The following is a 16,745-nucleotide window of genomic DNA, read 5'->3' as shown; positions in this document are numbered from 1 at the left end:
TAATTTGTCGATTTAAAAATTCCGTACCTTAATTTTCAATCCTCAGTTCCCCTGTTGCTTTCTTTAGATAGATTTCTGTCAGTTTCACGTCAATCTGTGCATCTATCTTTTCCGATTGGGCGGATAGCCAAGCGGTATGTGCTTCCAGTACATTACTTGCCGGGATAACTCCTTCTTCGAATCCGAGGGTGGCATAGCGTAAGTTCTCATTCGCCTTTTCCAGATTCTTTTCAGCCATGATGAGCTTTTTGGCTGCTTCGTTTACTTTGAAAACCGATTGATTGACTTGCAGCTCTATCTTTTCTTTGGCATCATCCAGTTGATATTGGGTGATACGTGCTTCGGATTTGGCGGCTTTTACTTTATAAATGCCTTCTCCCCAATGCCAGATAGGCACACTGACCATAACACCTACATTCCACATCCCTTTGAATTTGTTTTCAAAGCTGTTGAAAACGGAAGGATTGGTTGCCATATAGTTTCCAACGAAGGCTACGGACGGCAGGAATTCCGAGCGGGTGACGTTCACTTTCTGTTTGTATATTCGAGTGGCAAGTTCCAGGCTGCGAACTTCCGGACGAGTGGCATACACATCGTTTAAATCAATGTTGTTGCTGGCTACAGGAGTGGGAACTAAGTCGTCTTCCTTTTCATCCGCTAAAATGATAGGGCTGCTAAGATCTAATCCGCATAACTGGCATAGCAGCATTTTGGAAAGGCTTAAGCCGTCATTCACTTTTGTCAGAGTCATCTCAGCTTCGTTTACTTTTACTTTGACCGATAGCCCGTCCGCTTTAGTGGCAACTCCTTCAGCTATCATTTTGTCTACATCGCTCTCCAATTTTTGTAAAAGCTCGAGGTAACCTTCTGCCAGCTTTTTCTTATTGGCGAGAGATACTACTTGCCAATATGCTTGGTCTGTGCTTAGAATGACTTCCTGCATTCCGCTGTTGTGCTGTTGGCGTGCCAGTTCCTCGGCATATTTGGTGATTTTGTTGTAAGCGCGTATCTTACCTCCCATATATAGCGGTTGGGTCAATGTTAATGCTCCGGCGTACATATTACGTGTATCGGTACGGAACGCATCAACAAGCGATTGCCCTAATCCATTCAGAGGAGTGGCGATATCTACATTGCCCAATGATTGGACAAGTGCCATAAATTGTGGGTTTTGTGCCAGTTGCGGATACTGGGTTATCATCCCCTGAATACCATTCTGCAACGCATCGCTTACTTGCGTCCCTGCAGAGCTGAGTGCACCTTTTTGTGCATCATTTAGCAGGGAAAACTCTTTTTGGTTGCGTATATACCCGCCGGTAGCGGATATGTTGGGCAGATAGTTTGTGAATGCCGCTTTTTTTCGGTAATGTGCCGCTTTGATTTTTTCCTGACCGATTAGTAAGTCTTTGTTGTTGGTAATCGCCAATGCACGGCAACTATCCAAACTCAGAATACCCTGTGCAACCGTTGGAAGCGTCAGGCAGGTCAAACAGATGAAACAGAAGAACTTTTTCATTATATCTATACATTAGAATAGCAGTGGAAACGTTGTTTAATAAAGCAACAATAATTGCATAAACAACGATGCAAATGTATAGGGTTTCAGTGATATTGCAAAATAAATCGAGGCTTTTTTGATTTAAGATGATAAATATGGCGGAAAGAAACGTAAAACGGGCTGTTCTTCTGTCTGAAGAAGTATTACTTAATCCAGATTGAATGATTGAGAACCGATGAGTGTTCCGTCAGAGAATATATCTACACGATAACTTCCTGCATAAAGGAACTCCTCGACATCCCAATAAACCGTTATATTCTGTTCTTCACCGTTATACTCTATATATTTTTTGATAGAGTATGCCAATTCCCGATTTTCATAAGGAAATGTGTTGGAAGCGCTTTTGCTTAATACATCATTATCCGGTTTGGTAATGCGGACGTAGAGCGTACGTTCTCCCGTTTCGGCGGTTATGTTCTTGACGATTGTAAAATTGATTTTCAGTTTAACGACGTCTTTCACTTTTTTGGCGGTTTTGCCTCGCTTGTTGGTGGCTTGGATATTGATGTTCGTAGCATCCAGCTGGGCGGCAAGCGTCACCTTCTTATTCAGATTCTTCTTTTCTTCGGAAAGGTTGCTTATCTGTTGCGAAGCGACGTTGTACTTGCGGGTGACATCGGCTATCACTTCCTTTTGGTGGGTGGTGAGACGACTCAGGGAGTCTATTTGGTTGATATAACCGATCATTACTTTACGCAAGGTCGCCAATTCTTTTTTCAAACGGCGTATTTCGGTAGCATTGGTGCTTTTTACAGTACGGAGTTCTTCCAACAGGCGCTGTGTCTTTAGCTGTTCTTGCTCCAACAGTACGGAAAGAGAGTCGTTGGAAACGGTAAGCTTCAACTCATCGTATTGTTTGGCAAAGTCGGTGTACTGATTTTCCAAATCCTCTTTTTCCAGATTAAACTCTTGTACCAATTCGCTGTTGGTTCGCTTTTCTGAAATCAACAATATGGTTACACCTATTAGTAATACTATCAAAAGGCTTCCGATAACAATCTGGGGCGTATTTTTTTTATTGGTCATTATTCTTATAACTCTTAGTTTTAACTTGGTTAGGTTCTATTCCGCCGCAAAAATAAGCATTTATCACTAATCACTGACCACTAACCACTATCAAATTCTTCATTTAACTAAAATTATTACGGAAATATTTCTTTAATTAGGAATGTCGTTGTACTTTTGTGGCAACTTTATAGAACACTTATAAACAAAAAAATTAGAAATTATGTCAAAAGTAACCGTAGTAGGTGCAGGTAACGTAGGTGCTACATGCGCTAATGTGTTAGCCTTTAATGAAGTGGCTGACGAAGTGGTAATGCTGGATGTTAAAGAAGGCGTTTCAGAGGGTAAAGCAATGGATATGATGCAGACTGCTCAGCTGTTGGGCTTCGACACCACTGTTGTAGGTTGTACCAACGATTATGAGAAGACTGCTAACTCTGATGTTGTTGTTATCACTTCAGGTATCCCTCGTAAACCGGGTATGACTCGTGAAGAGTTGATTGGTGTGAATGCAGGCATCGTTAAGTCGGTTGCACAGAACATTCTGAAATATTCTCCGAATGCTATCCTCATAGTTATTTCTAACCCGATGGATACTATGACTTATTTGGCATTGAAGTCTTTGGGAGTTCCTAAGAATCGTATCATCGGTATGGGTGGTGCTTTGGACAGCTCTCGTTTCAAATATTTCTTGTCTCAGGCTTTGGGCTGCAATGCTAACGAAGTAGAAGGTATGGTTATCGGTGGTCACGGTGATACTACCATGATTCCTTTGGATCGTTTGGCTACTTACAAAGGTCAGCCGGTAAGCACACTGTTGAGCGCGGAAAAATTGGATGAAGTAGTTGCTTCTACTATGGTAGGCGGTGCTACTCTGACTAAGCTGCTGGGTACTTCTGCATGGTATGCTCCGGGTGCGGCAGGTGCTTATGTAGTTGAATCTATCATCCACAACCAGAAGAAGATGATTCCTTGTTCAGTATATTTGGAAGGTGAATACGGTGAATCGGATATTTGCATCGGTGTTCCTGTTATCCTTGGCAAGAACGGTATCGAAAAGATTGTAGAATTGGAATTGAACGCTGACGAAAAGGCTAAATTTGCTGCCAGCGCTGCTGCCGTTCACAAAACTAACGCTGCTTTGAAAGAAGTAGGTGCTCTCTAATTGAGGGGGGTAACTTTAAAGTATAAGCAAGGCCTCACGTACTTTTACCGAAAAGGAAAAGTCGTGAGGCTTTTTTATTACCTATTATATAAAAAAATATTATTAGCTTTTGCCGCTGTCTGCATGGCGAGCTTCGCTTTTGCACAAGATGCCCCGCTTTGGATGCGTCATTGTGCAATTTCTCCTGACGGAACGATGATTGCTTTCACTTACAAAGGAGATATTTATACGGTGCCGATCAATGGTGGACACATCGGTTATGTTCATATCAAGGGAATGGATAGCCCGAGTTTCCGCAAAATATATTCTGAATTGTTGGGACGTAACCGCAATAAGGAAGCGGTAGTGGTGGATGTTCGTCATAATGGTGGCGGATGGCTGCATGATGATGTTGTTACATTACTTAGCGGTAGAGAATACGAGCGCTTCGTTCCGCGTGGGCAGTATATTGGCAGTACTCCGTTTAATAAATGGTTGAAACCGTTTTGTATGTTGGCAAGACTTTAGGTATTGGTAAATTGGTTGGCACTCCTATTGCCGGAACAATGACCGCTGTATGGTGGGAGAGTCAGATTAATCCGAGCATTGTATTTGGTATTCCTCAAGTAGGTTGTATGGATATACAAGGCAATTATTTAGAGAATCATACTTTGCAACCGGATATTCTGATATACAATACACCGGAAGTGGTAGTAAACGGAAACGGTGTACAGTTGAAAGCTGCGGTAGAACACCTATTGAGTCAGTTAACATCGAATCCTCAATGAAGTTAACTAAGAGGCAGATAATAAGTTAACATCTTGTCGTAATGAAGTTAACTTCGTAATAGTGACGAAATTAACTTTGTTTTTTATCTAACATCCGCCCCCCACATCATCTTATTCCGCAGTGTATCAAAGAAGATATGATTGAAGCGTTTCACCACCTTTATAGAATAGTCCGCACGTGAAATGGTGAGCCGTGTAGTTTCTTTACACGATTCGCTCCGTCCGTCGATAGCTACGAGGAAATTGTGGCTGCGGCTTTCCACATCGAGTGTAATTTCCCAATCGTCACAAATAACGATAGGACGTACATTCAAGCTATGAGGAGCAACGGGAGTTATGGCAATTGTCTTGCTGTGAGGCACGATAATCGGACCGCCAACACTCAGCGAATAGGCCGTAGAACCGGTAGGAGTGGCTACAACCAAGCCGTCGGCTTGATAGGTTGTGAGGTGTGCTCCGTTAATTGCTGTATGGATACTTATCATGGACGAACTGTCGCGTTTCAGGACGGCTATTTCGTTAAGGGCGTATGGTGACTCCATTAGTTTTTTGTCATCGCATTTCAGTTGTAATACGCTACGTTCCTCCACTTTATAGTGGTTATTGTATATTTCATCAATGGTTTCTTCCATTTCTTCGGGCGATATATCTGCCAAAAAGCCGAGACGTCCCGTATTTATGCCTAAAATAGGGATGTTCTTCTTACCAACGCGGCTGGCAGCTTTTAAAAAAGTACCGTCACCGCCGATGCTGATAACCATATCGGCGCAGAAGTCGTTGCCGTCGAACAATTCGGCGGAAGGGATGTTGAGATGTAGGTCGGAAGTCAGGAAATTATAGAACTCGCGGCAGACACAGAGTTGTGCTTTGCGTTGAGCCAACAGGCGAAAAAGGTTTTCGGCGTGCGATGATTTCTTCGCTTGGTAAGTATTTCCAAATATGGCAAATTTCATAATTGTTTTCTGTTTTTGTAGGATGCAAAAATAGTTTTTTTCTCAGAATACTGCCAACATATTGCTATTATTTGTACTTTTGTCCCAAACTATAGGCCGAATTATGACTAAATTAAGTGTAAATATCAATAAAGTAGCAACGTTGCGTAATGCACGCGGAGGAGATGTTCCGAATGTTGTAAAAGTAGCGTTGGATTGTGAGAATTTCGGTGCCGACGGCATAACAGTACATCCGCGTCCCGATGAAAGACATATCCGCAAGAGTGACGTTTACGATTTGCGACCGTTGTTGCGTACTGAGTTTAATATAGAAGGGTATCCCGCACCCGAATTCATAGATTTGGTGTTGAAAGTAAAACCGCATCAAGTGACGCTGGTCCCGGATAGTCCTACGCAGTTGACTTCCAATTCAGGCTGGGATACGAAAAACAATCTGGAGTTCCTGACTGAAGTACTGGATGTGTTCAATGCCGCAGGTATCCGTACATCTGTATTTGTATCTACCGATGCAGAGATGATAGAGTACGCCGCCAAAGCTGGCGCAGACCGTGTGGAACTTTATACCGAACCTTATGCTACGGCATTCCCTAAAGGGCAGGAAGCTGCGGTAGCTCCTTTTGTAGAAGCTGCCAAAATAGTGCGCAGCCTGGGATTGGGATTGAATGCCGGTCACGACTTGAGTTTGGAGAATCTGAATTATTTCTATAAAAACATACCCTGGCTGGATGAAGTCTCCATCGGTCATGCGCTGATTAGCGATGCTTTGTATCTGGGACTGGAACGCACCATTCAGGAATATAAAAATTGTCTCCGCTGATGAATCTTATGTTATTATTAGCCCAGGTGGCTCCGGCGTTGGCCGATTCTATTGCCGGTTCTAATCCGGTACTTACTCCCGTTGCCGTTCCCGATGAAATGAACCTGTGGAGCATGGCTGTCAAGGGCGGTTGGATTATGGTAGTTCTCGGAGTGCTTTCCGTGGTCTGCTTCTATATCTTGTTTGAACGTAATTACGTCATCCGTAAGGCGGGTAAGGAAGACCCTATGTTTATGGATAAGATTAAGGATTATATTCTGGGTGGTGAGATTAAAGCTGCCATTGCTTATTGCCGCAGTGTCAATACGCCTTCGGCCCGTATGATAGAGAAGGGAATCAGTCGCTTGGGGCGTCCGGTGAATGATGTGCAGGCCGCTATAGAGAATGTAGGTAATATCGAAGTGGCAAAGTTGGAAAAAGGCCTGACCATCATGGCTACCATTTCCGGCGGTGCGCCGATGATTGGTTTCTTGGGTACGGTGACCGGTATGGTACGTGCTTTTTTTGAAATGGCGAATGCAGGTAATAATATTGATATAACTCTGCTTTCCGGTGGCATATATGAGGCCATGATTACCACGGTAGGCGGTTTGATTGTAGGTATTATAGCTATGTTTGCCTATAATTATCTGGTGACATTGGTGGATGGCGTTGTAAATAAGATGGAAGCTAAAACTATGGCTTTCATGGACTTGCTGAACGAGCCCGCCAAATAAAATATAAGTTACAAATCATAAATAGTAAAGCGTGTTACAACGTAGAGCAAAAATATCACCCAATTTCAGTATGGCATCCATGACAGATGTTATATTCCTGCTGTTGATTTTCTTTATGATTACTTCTACGGTAGTATCACCGAATGCAATCAAGGTATTGCTTCCGCAGGGGAAACAGCAAACATCTGCCAAGCCGCTGACAAGGGTTATCATTGATAAGGATTTGAATTATTACGCTGCTTTCGGCAACGACAAGGAACAGGCGTTGACCTTAGATAAATTGACACCTTTCTTGCAATCGTGTGCGGACAAAGAACCGGAAATGTATGTGGCGTTGTATGCCGATGAGTCCGTTCCTTACCGGGAGATAGTGAAAGTGCTGAATATCGCTAATGAGAATCACTTCAAAATGGTGCTGGCTACACGCCCGCCTGAAAGCAAGTAATTTAAGTTGAGAACTAAGAATGAAGAATTTGATACTGTTATAAGATAATTCTACATTCTAAGTTCTTCATTCTTCATTAATAAAGACGGTGAATCAGAAGAAGAAAGGAAAATATATAGGTTTGGCAGGGGCACTGTTAGTGCACGTTGTTGTCATTGCCCTTTTGATACTGGTCGGATTTACGTTGCCTGAACAGTCGGAAGAGGGTGGTGTGCCTGTGATGATGGGAGAGGTGCCCGATGCTTGGGGTGCTGCCGATCCTTCTTTGGTAGAAGTGGAGACTATGCCGGAAGAGGTGGCTCCGGAAGTGCCCGAAGAAGTGGAGCAAGAGATGCTGACACAGGAAAATGAAGAAACCGTTGCCATGAAACCTAAGACGGAAGAAAAAAAGAAAGAAGTTAAGAAGCCCGAAAAAACTGCGGCCGAAAAAGCCGAAGAAGCTCGTAAACTTGCTGCAGAAAGAGCGGAACGTGAACGGAAAGCTGCCGAAGAAGCAGCCCGTAAGCGTGTGGCGGGAGCTTTTGGTAAAGGTGCGCAAATGGGTAGCAAAGGCTCTACGGAAGGAACCGGTATGCAAGGGAGCCCTACGGGAAACTCTTCGACAGGGGCGACTACCGGAACAGGCGGATATGGAACTTTTAATCTTGGCGGACGTTCTATAGGTGAAGGCGGCTTGCCGCGTCCTGTGTATAATGTGCAGGATGAAGGAAAAGTCGTGGTTACCATTACGGTGAATCCGGCGGGGCGGGTAATCTCGACCAGCATCAACCGCCAGACAAATACGGTGAACCCGGCTTTGCGGAAAGCGGCCGAGGATGCGGCTAAGAAAGCTCGGTTCAATACTGTAAGCGGCTTGAATAACCAAACGGGAACAATAACGTATTATTTTAATTTAAAATAAGAGGAGAAACTATTATGGGTACAGTTTATGTGTTTTTTGCAGACGGTTTTGAAGAAATAGAAGCTTTTACCTCTGTTGATGTGATGAGACGTGCAGGATTGAATGTTGAAATGATTACAGTAACTCCTGATGAGATTGTAACAGGCGCTCATGGTGTACCGGTGCTTTGTGATAAGAATATCGTGAACTGTGATTTCTTCGATGCTGATTTAATATTACTTCCGGGCGGTATGCCGGGCGCGGCTACATTGGAAAAATGTGACGACCTGCGCAGATTGATTTTACGCTTTGCTGAAGAAAACAAACCGACTGCCGCAATTTGTGCCGCTCCTATGGTACTTGGCAAGTTAGGACTGTTGAAAGGCAAGAAAGCTACTTGCTATCCGGGTTTTGAGCAATATCTGGAAGGTGCGGATTGTACTGGGGCTATGGTGGAAAGAGATGGTAATATTATCACAGGAAAAGGTCCCGGCGCTGCAATGGAGTTTGCTTTGGCTGTAGTGGAATTGTTGCAAGGTAAAGATAAAGTTGCAGAATTGAAAGAAGCGATGATTGTCTGATTCATAACTCAAAATTCAAAATGGTCCAGTATGCTCTGATTGTAGCCGGCGGTAAAGGTTTACGTATGGGATGTGAACTTCCCAAACAATTTCTTCCGATAGGAGGGAAACCTGTATTAATGCGTACCATAGAAGCCTTTTATACTTACAATCCTGAGATACGGATAATATTGGTGCTTCCGTGCAGCCAGCAGTCTTACTGGAATGAGTTATGCCGGAAACATCATTTTTCAATCCCTCATCATATTGCAGACGGTGGAGAGACGCGTTTCCATTCGGTGAAGAACGGATTGGCATTTGTCACGACGCCGGGTTTGGTAGGAGTGCACGATGGTGTCCGTCCGTTTGTCGCTCAGGAGGTCATAGCCCGTTGTTACTCCTTGGCTGCCGGGAAACAGGCGGTAATTCCTGTGATAGATGTGGTGGAGACGGTGCGCCATTTAGTTGGAGAAGGAAGCGAAACGGTGAGTCGTGACGAATACAAACTGGTACAGACTCCGCAAGTGTTTGATTCTGGTTTACTGAAACAGGCTTATGAACAACCTTATACTTCGCACTTCACAGACGATGCTTCAGTTGTTGAAGCATTAGGAAAGTCTGTTTATCTGACAGATGGCAATCGGGAGAATATTAAAATAACCACTCCTTTTGATTTAAAAATAGCTACTGCCCTTTTGGATTCATGTTCGATTTAACTACGCGTGACATAAAATATTTGTCGGGCGTCGGGCCGCAACGTGCTTCGGTGCTTAATAAGGAACTGAGCATCTTTTCCTTCCATGATTTGCTATATTACTTCCCTTATAAATATGTAGACCGTAGTCGTATCTATTACATTCAGGAAATAGACGGTACGATGCCTTATATACAGTTGAAAGGGGAAATCTTGGGCTTTGAAACAGTTGGTGAAGGGCGGCAGCGGAGGCTGATAGCCCACTTTTCGGATGGTACGGGAGTAGTTGATTTGATTTGGTTTCAAGGCATCAAATATCTGATAGGGAAGTATAAGGTGCATCAGGAGTATATCGTATTCGGCAAGCCTTCCGTCTTTAATGGCAGGATAAACATAGCCCATCCGGATATTGATTCGGCTTCCGAACTGAAACTGTCGGCTATGGGGTTGCAGCCCTATTACAATACGACGGAGAAAATGAAGCGAAGTTCTCTCAACTCGCATGCCATAGAAAAGATGATGAAGAGCCTCGTCCAGCTGTTGAATGAGCCTCTGCCGGAAACGCTTTCTCCCGCCCTGTTGGCAGAACATCATCTGATGCCGTTGACGGATGCCTTGATGAATATCCATTTTCCGGTAAGTCCGGATGTGTTGCGAAAAGCGGAATATCGCCTGAAATTCGAGGAACTGTTTTATGTCCAACTGAATATACTGCGTTATGCCAAAGACAGGCAACGCAAGTACCGCGGCTATGTTTTTGAGAAAGTAGGCGAGACGTTCAATGTTTTTTACTCCCGTAATCTCCCTTTTGAACTGACCAATGCCCAGAAACGTGTGTTGAAAGAGATACGGCGGGATTTGGGTTCGGGCAGGCAGATGAACCGCCTTTTGCAAGGAGACGTGGGTAGCGGGAAGACATTGGTTGCGCTGATGAGTATGCTGATTGCGCTTGATAACGGTTATCAGGCATGTATGATGGCTCCTACCGAAATCTTGGCAAACCAACATTACGAAACGATTCGCGAATTACTGTACGGAATGGATGTGCGGGTTGAACTGTTGACCGGTTCCATCAAAGGCAAACGAAGGGAAGCCATTCTTTCCGGATTGCTGACAGGAGATGTGCGGATACTTATCGGTACGCACGCCGTCATTGAAGACACCGTGAACTTTGCATCATTGGGTCTGGTCGTCATCGACGAGCAGCACCGCTTTGGCGTCGCTCAGCGTGCCCGGCTGTGGACAAAAAGCGTACAGCCGCCCCATATACTGGTAATGACCGCGACTCCCATACCGCGAACACTGGCAATGACGCTTTATGGCGATTTGGATGTATCGGTCATTGATGAACTACCTCCGGGAAGAAAACCGATTGCTACTATTCATCAGTTCGATAGCCATCGTGTAAGCCTGTATCGTTCCGTGCGCAAACAGATTGATGAAGGGCGTCAGGTCTATATCGTCTATCCCTTAATCAAGGAGAGTGAGAAGATTGACCTCAAGAACTTGGAAGAAGGTTATCTGCATATCTGTGAAGAGTTTCCGGATTGTAAGGTTTGCAAAGTACATGGCAAAATGAAATCTGCCGAAAAGGATGCGCAGATGCAGTTATTTGTTTCCGGTGAAGCGCAGATAATGGTTGCTACCACAGTGATTGAAGTAGGTGTGAATGTGCCTAATGCCTCAGTGATGATAATAGAAAATGCCGAACGTTTCGGACTTTCTCAGCTTCATCAGCTTCGCGGTCGTGTAGGGCGCGGTGCCGACCAGTCTTATTGTATTTTGGTTACCGGTTATAAATTGGCGGAAGATACCCGGAAACGTCTGGAGATTATGGTGCGCACGAATGACGGTTTTGAGATAGCCGAAGCCGATTTGAAGCTGCGTGGACCGGGTGATTTGGAGGGAACCCAGCAAAGCGGAATTGCTTTTGACTTGAAAATAGCGGATATAGCCCGCGACGGACAGCTTTTGCAATATGTTCGTGAAGTGGTCCAAGCCATTGTTGATAAAGATCCGAATGGTTCTCTTCCTGAAAATGAGATACTGTGGCGACAACTGAAGGCTTTGCGGAAGACAAACGTTAATTGGGCGGCCATAAGCTGAAAAACGGTTAAACATACGCTTTCTTTGCAGATTTATGTTGTTAAACATATTTGCACTGTAAATTGTTCGTTATTAGCTTGTTATCTATTGTTGTACTGCGTTTTTATTCAACTTGCTTCAAAAAAATAGTTAACGATACAGGCGCCTTTTCGGAGAGAAATGTTACCTTTGGGAGAATTTTTGAAAATAATCTGGATATTCGCGTAAGAATAGGTGTGGTTGATTCACCAGATATGCTCTACGGATATCGAAATGAATGACGAAACGGAATGAATTTTAATTGGATTAGAACGGCTTTATTAGCAGCAACGGCAATGGTCAGCCTGAACTCTTTCTCGCAGGATTTGATTGCCCGTCAAGCTCCCATTGACAGAAAACTTAAAAGCGTAGATTCATTGGCTCTGCAGAAACAGATTCGTGCGGAACAGTCTTTGTATCCGGGGCTGGATTTGTATCCGAGTTGGAATAATGAATTTGTGCAGGCTTATGGCAATGCTATTGTGCCGGAAAGTTACACCTTTGATTTGAAAGGCTTCTGTATGCCTACCGAACATACTCGTATTACTGACGTCTTCGGTTATCGTCCTCGCAGAAGAAGGGCCCATTACGGTTTGGATATTAAAGTATATGTAGGCGATACAATCCGCGCCGCATTTGACGGTAAAGTACGTATCGTTAAGAATCAGGGTCGCCGCGGATATGGCAAATATGTCGTTATTCGTCATGATAACGGTCTGGAGACTGTCTACGGTCACTTATCCAAACAATTGGTTGATATAAACCAACTGGTAAAAGCCGGAGAACCTATTGCATTGGGTGGTAATACCGGACGTTCTACCGGTTCTCATCTGCATTTTGAAACCCGTTTCTTGGGAATTCCCATCAATCCCGCATTGATGTTCGATTTTGAAAAGCAAGATATTGTTGCCGATTCTTATACTTTCCGTAAGACCAAAGGTACTTCCGGTACGGCTCGCAGTATGGCATCGGGTGAAGGTATCTTCTATAAAGTGAAGAAAGGCGATACCTTATCCAAGATTGCTTCCCGTCAGGGCACAAGCATCGACAAACTTTGCAAGCTGAACCGTATAACCCGGAGAACGATTCTCCGTCCGGGACAGGTATTGCGTTGCTCATAAAACGAAAATACTCTCTAAACGTAAACAATCTCTATAGGAGGAGGGCACTTTAATATAATTTAGAGTGCCCTCTTTTCTTTTTTCTTTAATTATTCCTAACTTTGCAGCCTATTTGTAAGGATATGAAAGATACCAAGCAACAATTTGAGCATGTCATTGCTATCTGTCGTGATTTGTTCTCTAAAAAACTTCATGATTACGGTCCGGCATGGCGTATTCTTCGTCCGGCTTCCGTAACCGATCAAATATTCATTAAAGCTAATCGTATTCGGAGCATTGAGACTAAAGGTGTGACTTTGGTGGATGAGGGTATTCGTTCAGAGTTCATAGCTATTGTAAATTATGGTATTATTGGTTTGATACAGTTGGAGTTGGGCTATGCTGAATCTGCGGACTTAACGAACGAAGAGGCAATGGCTCTGTATGATAAATATGCGAAAGAATCGTTGGAACTGATGCTTGCCAAGAACCATGATTATGATGAGGCCTGGCGCAGTATGCGTATCAGTTCGTATACAGACTTGATATTGATGAAGATATATCGTACAAAGCAAATTGAAAGCTTGTCCGGTCAGACACTGGTTTCGGAAGGTGTCGATGCCAACTATATGGACATGATTAATTATTCCGTATTTGGTTTGATTAAGATAGAGTTTGGAGACTGAGAGAAAACATATCATAAAACTCGTCTGGGTGAATGCCTGCCGCTTTTTGCTGGCAGCCTTGTTTATCTTCTCCGGATTTGTGAAAGCTGTCGATCCGCTCGGCTCTTTTTATAAGATTCAGGATTATCTGACGGCATTCGGTATGATTTCATGGTTCCCTACATACCTGCCGTTGTTTTTTGCCATAATTCTTTCATCTGCGGAGTTTTGTGTAGGAGTTTTCCTCTTTTTCGGTGTACGCCGGAAGATTGCATCGACATTGGCGCTCCTTCTAATGAGTGTAATGACTCCGTTGACATTGTATCTTGCTTTAGCAAATCCCGTGTCCGACTGCGGATGCTTTGGAGATGCTTGGGTATTGACTAACTGGCAGACATTCGGAAAGAACATAGTGTTGTTGGTTGCGGCGATAGCGGTATTCAGGGATCGGAAACTCATGTTCCGCTTTGTTACGCTGAAAATAGAGTGGATGGTATCTCTATATACACTTTTATTTGTCTTTGCGCTCTCTTTTTATTGTCTGGAATATTTGCCGGTATTGGACTTCCGCCCTTATAAGATTGGAACGAATATAAAGGCGGGTATGGAGATTCCCGAAGGTGCGAAACCGAGTGTGTTCGAGAGCCGCTTTGTGTTGGAAAAAGACGGCAAGCAACAGGAATTTACATTGGATAATTATCCTGACAGCACATGGACCTTTGTTGAAACACGTACTGTCTTGAAAGAAAAAGGTTATGAACCGTCCATTCACGACTTCTCCATGATAAGTCCGGATACGGGTGAGGATATAACAGAGAGTGTGTTGTCAGATAAAGGATATGCTTTTTTATTGGTGGCCCACCGGATAGAGGAAGCGGATGATAGCAATATCGACCTTATCAATGAAATCTACGATTACAGTGTGGAGCACGGTTATGGTTTTTATGCACTGACTTCTTCACCGGATGAAGAAATCGAGGTGTGGCGCGAAAGAACCGGTGCGGAATATCCGTTCTGTCAAATGGATGATATTACCCTGAAGACAATTATCCGTTCCAATCCCGGCTTGTTGCTGATAAAAGGTGGAACAATCCTGAATAAATGGAGTGATAACCAGCTTCCCGATGAATATGTGCTGAACGATAGTTTGGATAATTTGGAGTTGGGGCAACAAAAACAGGAAAACAATTTGCATACCATTGGCTACGTATTACTGTGGTTTATCGTACCTTTGACGCTGGTTATCGGCATTGATATTCTGGTAATCAAGCGAAGGGAAAGAAAAAGTAAGGAGCGGCAATAAGATAGTAAATATATTAACCCTTTTAATAATTAAAACAAAATGAGAAAGAACATTGTTGCAGGAAACTGGAAAATGAACAAAACCCTTCAAGAGGGTATTGCTCTTGCAAAAGAACTGAATGAAGCGTTGGCTAACGAAAAGCCTAATTGTGATGTAATCATCTGTACTCCGTTTATTCACCTTGCATCTGTTACTCCGTTGGTAGATGCCGCTAAGATTGGTGTAGGTGCAGAAAACTGTGCAGACAAAGAATCCGGTGCATATACCGGTGAGGTATCGGCCGCTATGGTTGCTTCTACCGGCGCTAAGTATGTAATCCTCGGTCACTCGGAACGTCGTGCTTATTACGGTGAAACAGTGGAAATCTTGGAAGAAAAAGTAAAATTAGCTTTGGCTAACGGGCTGACTCCGATCTTCTGTATCGGTGAAGTGTTGGAAGAACGCGAAGCTAACAAACAGAATGAAGTGGTTGCCGCTCAGTTGGCATCTGTATTCTCTTTGTCTGCAGAAGATTTCTCTAAGATTATCCTGGCTTATGAACCGGTTTGGGCTATTGGTACAGGCAAGACTGCTACTCCGGCACAGGCACAGGAAATCCACGCTTTTATCCGTTCAACAGTTGAAGGAAAGTATGGTAAGGAAATCGCAGAGAACTGCTCTATCCTTTACGGTGGTAGCTGCAAGCCTTCCAATGCAAAGGAACTGTTTGCAAATCCTGACGTAGACGGTGGTTTGATTGGTGGCGCCGCTTTGAAGGTTGCTGACTTCAAGGGTATCATCGACGCTTTTAATTAATAGCGGAGAGTTGGAAGCCGAGGATATGACAGGATGAGATTTCTGACACATACCTCGACTTCCGACTCTTTATGTTTAAAGCTTGGCTTTTCAACTATATAAAAACACCCTTTTATGAAAAAACTTGGTTTGCTTTTAATTGTATGTTTTGCTTTTGCCGTTGCATCTGTAGCGCAGAATAACATCGTAAAGAGTCTGGAACGTAATGTGCCGGGGCAGGGTAAGGTATCTATCCATCAGGATGCCCGTATCGGGGCTTTGATAGGTTCTGAATACATTCCTACCGGTTCGGACGAGCAAAAAGTGATTAAGAGTTCGGGCTACCGCGTACAGGTATACGCCGGTAATAACACCCGTCAGGCCAAGAATGAAGCCTATTCGGTGGCTTCCAATATAAAAGAGCGTTTTCCCGACCTCCCCGTTTATACATCTTTCAACCCGCCCCGCTGGCTGTGCCGTGCAGGCGACTTCCGCAGTATCGAGGAAGCCGATGCCATGATGCGCCAATTGCGTGCAACGGGCGTTTTTAAGGAAGTGTCTATTGTGAAAGATCAGATAAACATTCCTCTGTAATTTATAACTCATAATTCATCATTTATTCCATCTTCTCATGTTAGGAAAAGAAGAAATCGTATCTCCTTCATTGGACGAACTGAAAGAACATTATCATCGTATATTGACTTTGCTGGGTGAAGACCCTGAACGTGAAGGGCTGCTGAAGACGCCGGAACGGGTGGCGAAAGCTATGCTGACACTGACTAAAGGCTACTCTATGGACCCGCACGAAGTACTCCGCTCCGCCAAGTTCAAGGAAGACTATAATCAAATGGTGATTGTGAAAGACATTGATTTCTTCTCTCTCTGTGAGCACCATATGTTGCCTTTCTACGGCAAGGCGCACGTGGCTTATATTCCCAACGGTTACATCACAGGTCTAAGCAAGATTGCCCGCGTGGTAGATATTTTCTCTCACCGCCTGCAAGTGCAGGAGCGTATGACGCTGCAAATAAAGGAGTGCATTCAGGAAACGCTGAATCCTTTGGGCGTAATGGTTGTGGTAGAGGCTAAACATATGTGTATGCAGATGCGCGGTGTGGAAAAACAGAATTCAATAACCACTACTTCCGACTTTACGGGTGCTTTCAATCAGGCTAAGACGCGTGAGGAATTTATGAATCTTATCCGTCACAATTCTTAA

At 43.9% G+C, this 16,745-nt stretch carries 17 protein-coding genes and 1 pseudogene; 15 read left to right on the top strand and 3 right to left on the bottom strand.

What is annotated here, in order from left to right; translation table 11 throughout:
- Nucleotides 1–28 precede the first annotated feature (28 nt).
- Entirely contained in the window at nucleotides 29–1,516 is a 1,488-nt protein-coding gene (locus DW121_RS07115) for a TolC family protein (protein ID WP_118323386.1), read from the bottom strand.
- Nucleotides 1,517–1,705: 189 nt separating this feature from the next.
- Entirely contained in the window at nucleotides 1,706–2,584 is an 879-nt protein-coding gene (locus DW121_RS07110; RefSeq protein WP_117712157.1) for a hypothetical protein, read from the bottom strand.
- Nucleotides 2,585–2,786: 202 nt separating this feature from the next.
- On the opposite strand from DW121_RS07110, the gene mdh reads away from it, so the two are divergent.
- Nucleotides 2,787–3,728, top strand: coding sequence for a malate dehydrogenase (gene mdh / locus DW121_RS07105; RefSeq protein WP_118323385.1), 942 nt, complete (start codon nucleotides 2,787–2,789; stop codon nucleotides 3,726–3,728).
- A 237-nt stretch (nucleotides 3,729–3,965) separates the two neighbouring features.
- Nucleotides 3,966–4,495: pseudogene (locus tag DW121_RS07100) on the top strand (S41 family peptidase); the annotation flags it as partial.
- A gap of 83 nt (nucleotides 4,496–4,578) precedes the next feature.
- Here DW121_RS07100 and DW121_RS07095 read toward each other — a convergent pair.
- On the bottom strand, nucleotides 4,579–5,448 hold the full coding sequence (locus DW121_RS07095) for an NAD kinase (RefSeq protein ID WP_118323384.1): 870 nt from the start codon (nucleotides 5,446–5,448) through the stop codon (nucleotides 4,579–4,581).
- A 103-nt stretch (nucleotides 5,449–5,551) separates the two neighbouring features.
- Here DW121_RS07095 and DW121_RS07090 point away from each other — a divergent pair, with 103 nt between their 5' ends.
- From DW121_RS07090 to folE, 13 genes are all read left to right on the top strand, one after another.
- Nucleotides 5,552–6,265, top strand: coding sequence for a pyridoxine 5'-phosphate synthase (locus DW121_RS07090; RefSeq protein WP_117712123.1), 714 nt, complete (start codon nucleotides 5,552–5,554; stop codon nucleotides 6,263–6,265).
- Nucleotides 6,265–6,981 carry a MotA/TolQ/ExbB proton channel family protein gene (locus tag DW121_RS07085; RefSeq protein WP_117712122.1) on the top strand — a complete coding sequence of 239 codons (717 nt, stop codon included), beginning with the start codon at nucleotides 6,265–6,267 and terminating at the stop codon, nucleotides 6,979–6,981. The genes DW121_RS07090 and DW121_RS07085 overlap by 1 nt, the downstream gene beginning before the upstream one ends.
- 70 nt (nucleotides 6,982–7,051) lie before the next feature.
- Nucleotides 7,052–7,426 carry an ExbD/TolR family protein gene (locus DW121_RS07080; RefSeq protein WP_117712120.1) on the top strand — a complete coding sequence of 125 codons (375 nt, stop codon included), beginning with the start codon at nucleotides 7,052–7,054 and terminating at the stop codon, nucleotides 7,424–7,426.
- A gap of 88 nt (nucleotides 7,427–7,514) precedes the next feature.
- Nucleotides 7,515–8,327, top strand: coding sequence for a cell envelope integrity protein TolA (locus DW121_RS07075; protein ID WP_117712118.1), 813 nt, complete (start codon nucleotides 7,515–7,517; stop codon nucleotides 8,325–8,327).
- Nucleotides 8,328–8,341: 14 nt separating this feature from the next.
- The gene (locus DW121_RS07070; RefSeq protein ID WP_117712117.1) at nucleotides 8,342–8,887 is read left to right on the top strand and encodes a DJ-1 family glyoxalase III; all 546 of its coding nucleotides are present in this window, start codon (nucleotides 8,342–8,344) and stop codon (nucleotides 8,885–8,887) included.
- A 20-nt stretch (nucleotides 8,888–8,907) separates the two neighbouring features.
- On the top strand, nucleotides 8,908–9,582 hold the full coding sequence (locus DW121_RS07065) for a 2-C-methyl-D-erythritol 4-phosphate cytidylyltransferase (RefSeq protein ID WP_118323383.1): 675 nt from the start codon (nucleotides 8,908–8,910) through the stop codon (nucleotides 9,580–9,582).
- Nucleotides 9,570–11,666 carry an ATP-dependent DNA helicase RecG gene (gene recG / locus DW121_RS07060; protein ID WP_118323382.1) on the top strand — a complete coding sequence of 699 codons (2,097 nt, stop codon included), beginning with the start codon at nucleotides 9,570–9,572 and terminating at the stop codon, nucleotides 11,664–11,666. The genes DW121_RS07065 and recG overlap by 13 nt, the downstream gene beginning before the upstream one ends.
- A 269-nt stretch (nucleotides 11,667–11,935) precedes the next feature.
- A complete protein-coding gene (locus DW121_RS07055; protein ID WP_117712113.1) occupies nucleotides 11,936–12,805 on the top strand; it encodes a M23 family metallopeptidase in 870 nt (289 codons plus the stop codon).
- A 122-nt stretch (nucleotides 12,806–12,927) separates the two neighbouring features.
- Nucleotides 12,928–13,470, top strand: coding sequence for a DUF1599 domain-containing protein (locus DW121_RS07050; protein WP_117712111.1), 543 nt, complete (start codon nucleotides 12,928–12,930; stop codon nucleotides 13,468–13,470).
- Complete coding sequence (locus DW121_RS15830) at nucleotides 13,460–14,752, top strand: BT_3928 family protein (RefSeq protein WP_118323381.1); 1,293 nt, start codon at nucleotides 13,460–13,462, stop codon at nucleotides 14,750–14,752. Before DW121_RS07050 ends, DW121_RS15830 begins: the two co-directional genes overlap by 11 nt.
- A gap of 39 nt (nucleotides 14,753–14,791) precedes the next feature.
- On the top strand, nucleotides 14,792–15,547 hold the full coding sequence (gene tpiA, locus DW121_RS15825; protein ID WP_117712108.1) for a triose-phosphate isomerase: 756 nt from the start codon (nucleotides 14,792–14,794) through the stop codon (nucleotides 15,545–15,547).
- A 114-nt stretch (nucleotides 15,548–15,661) separates the two neighbouring features.
- On the top strand, nucleotides 15,662–16,120 hold the full coding sequence (locus DW121_RS07035) for an SPOR domain-containing protein (protein WP_117712106.1): 459 nt from the start codon (nucleotides 15,662–15,664) through the stop codon (nucleotides 16,118–16,120).
- Nucleotides 16,121–16,157: 37 nt separating this feature from the next.
- Complete coding sequence (folE, locus tag DW121_RS07030; protein WP_004288383.1) at nucleotides 16,158–16,745, top strand: GTP cyclohydrolase I FolE; 588 nt, start codon at nucleotides 16,158–16,160, stop codon at nucleotides 16,743–16,745.

Origin of the sequence: Bacteroides sp. AM10-21B, from assembly GCF_003472565.1 — a bacterium.
GTDB classification, from domain to species: domain Bacteria; phylum Bacteroidota; class Bacteroidia; order Bacteroidales; family Bacteroidaceae; genus Bacteroides; species Bacteroides propionicigenes.
The sequence above is the reverse complement of the archived record's forward strand: the minus strand, read 5'-3'. Positions and strand labels throughout refer to the sequence as shown.

Excerpts from the sequence above, each read along its gene's own strand:
- DW121_RS07065 (WP_118323383.1), top strand. The coding sequence starts at position 8,908 with ATGGTCCAGTATGCTCTGATTGTAGCCGGCGGTAAAGGTTTACGTATG.
- DW121_RS07050 (WP_117712111.1), top strand. The coding sequence starts at position 12,928 with ATGAAAGATACCAAGCAACAATTTGAGCATGTCATTGCTATCTGTCGT.
- DW121_RS07115 (WP_118323386.1), bottom strand. The coding sequence starts at position 1,516 with ATGAAAAAGTTCTTCTGTTTCATCTGTTTGACCTGCCTGACGCTTCCA.
- DW121_RS07090 (WP_117712123.1), top strand. The coding sequence starts at position 5,552 with ATGACTAAATTAAGTGTAAATATCAATAAAGTAGCAACGTTGCGTAAT.
- DW121_RS07035 (WP_117712106.1), top strand. The coding sequence starts at position 15,662 with ATGAAAAAACTTGGTTTGCTTTTAATTGTATGTTTTGCTTTTGCCGTT.
- DW121_RS07110 (WP_117712157.1), bottom strand. The coding sequence starts at position 2,584 with ATGACCAATAAAAAAAATACGCCCCAGATTGTTATCGGAAGCCTTTTG.
- folE (WP_004288383.1), top strand. The coding sequence starts at position 16,158 with ATGTTAGGAAAAGAAGAAATCGTATCTCCTTCATTGGACGAACTGAAA.
- DW121_RS07055 (WP_117712113.1), top strand. The coding sequence starts at position 11,936 with ATGAATTTTAATTGGATTAGAACGGCTTTATTAGCAGCAACGGCAATG.
- DW121_RS07070 (WP_117712117.1), top strand. The coding sequence starts at position 8,342 with ATGGGTACAGTTTATGTGTTTTTTGCAGACGGTTTTGAAGAAATAGAA.
- DW121_RS07095 (WP_118323384.1), bottom strand. The coding sequence starts at position 5,448 with ATGAAATTTGCCATATTTGGAAATACTTACCAAGCGAAGAAATCATCG.
- DW121_RS07085 (WP_117712122.1), top strand. The coding sequence starts at position 6,265 with ATGAATCTTATGTTATTATTAGCCCAGGTGGCTCCGGCGTTGGCCGAT.
- DW121_RS07080 (WP_117712120.1), top strand. The coding sequence starts at position 7,052 with ATGGCATCCATGACAGATGTTATATTCCTGCTGTTGATTTTCTTTATG.
- recG (WP_118323382.1), top strand. The coding sequence starts at position 9,570 with ATGTTCGATTTAACTACGCGTGACATAAAATATTTGTCGGGCGTCGGG.
- tpiA (WP_117712108.1), top strand. The coding sequence starts at position 14,792 with ATGAGAAAGAACATTGTTGCAGGAAACTGGAAAATGAACAAAACCCTT.
- mdh (WP_118323385.1), top strand. The coding sequence starts at position 2,787 with ATGTCAAAAGTAACCGTAGTAGGTGCAGGTAACGTAGGTGCTACATGC.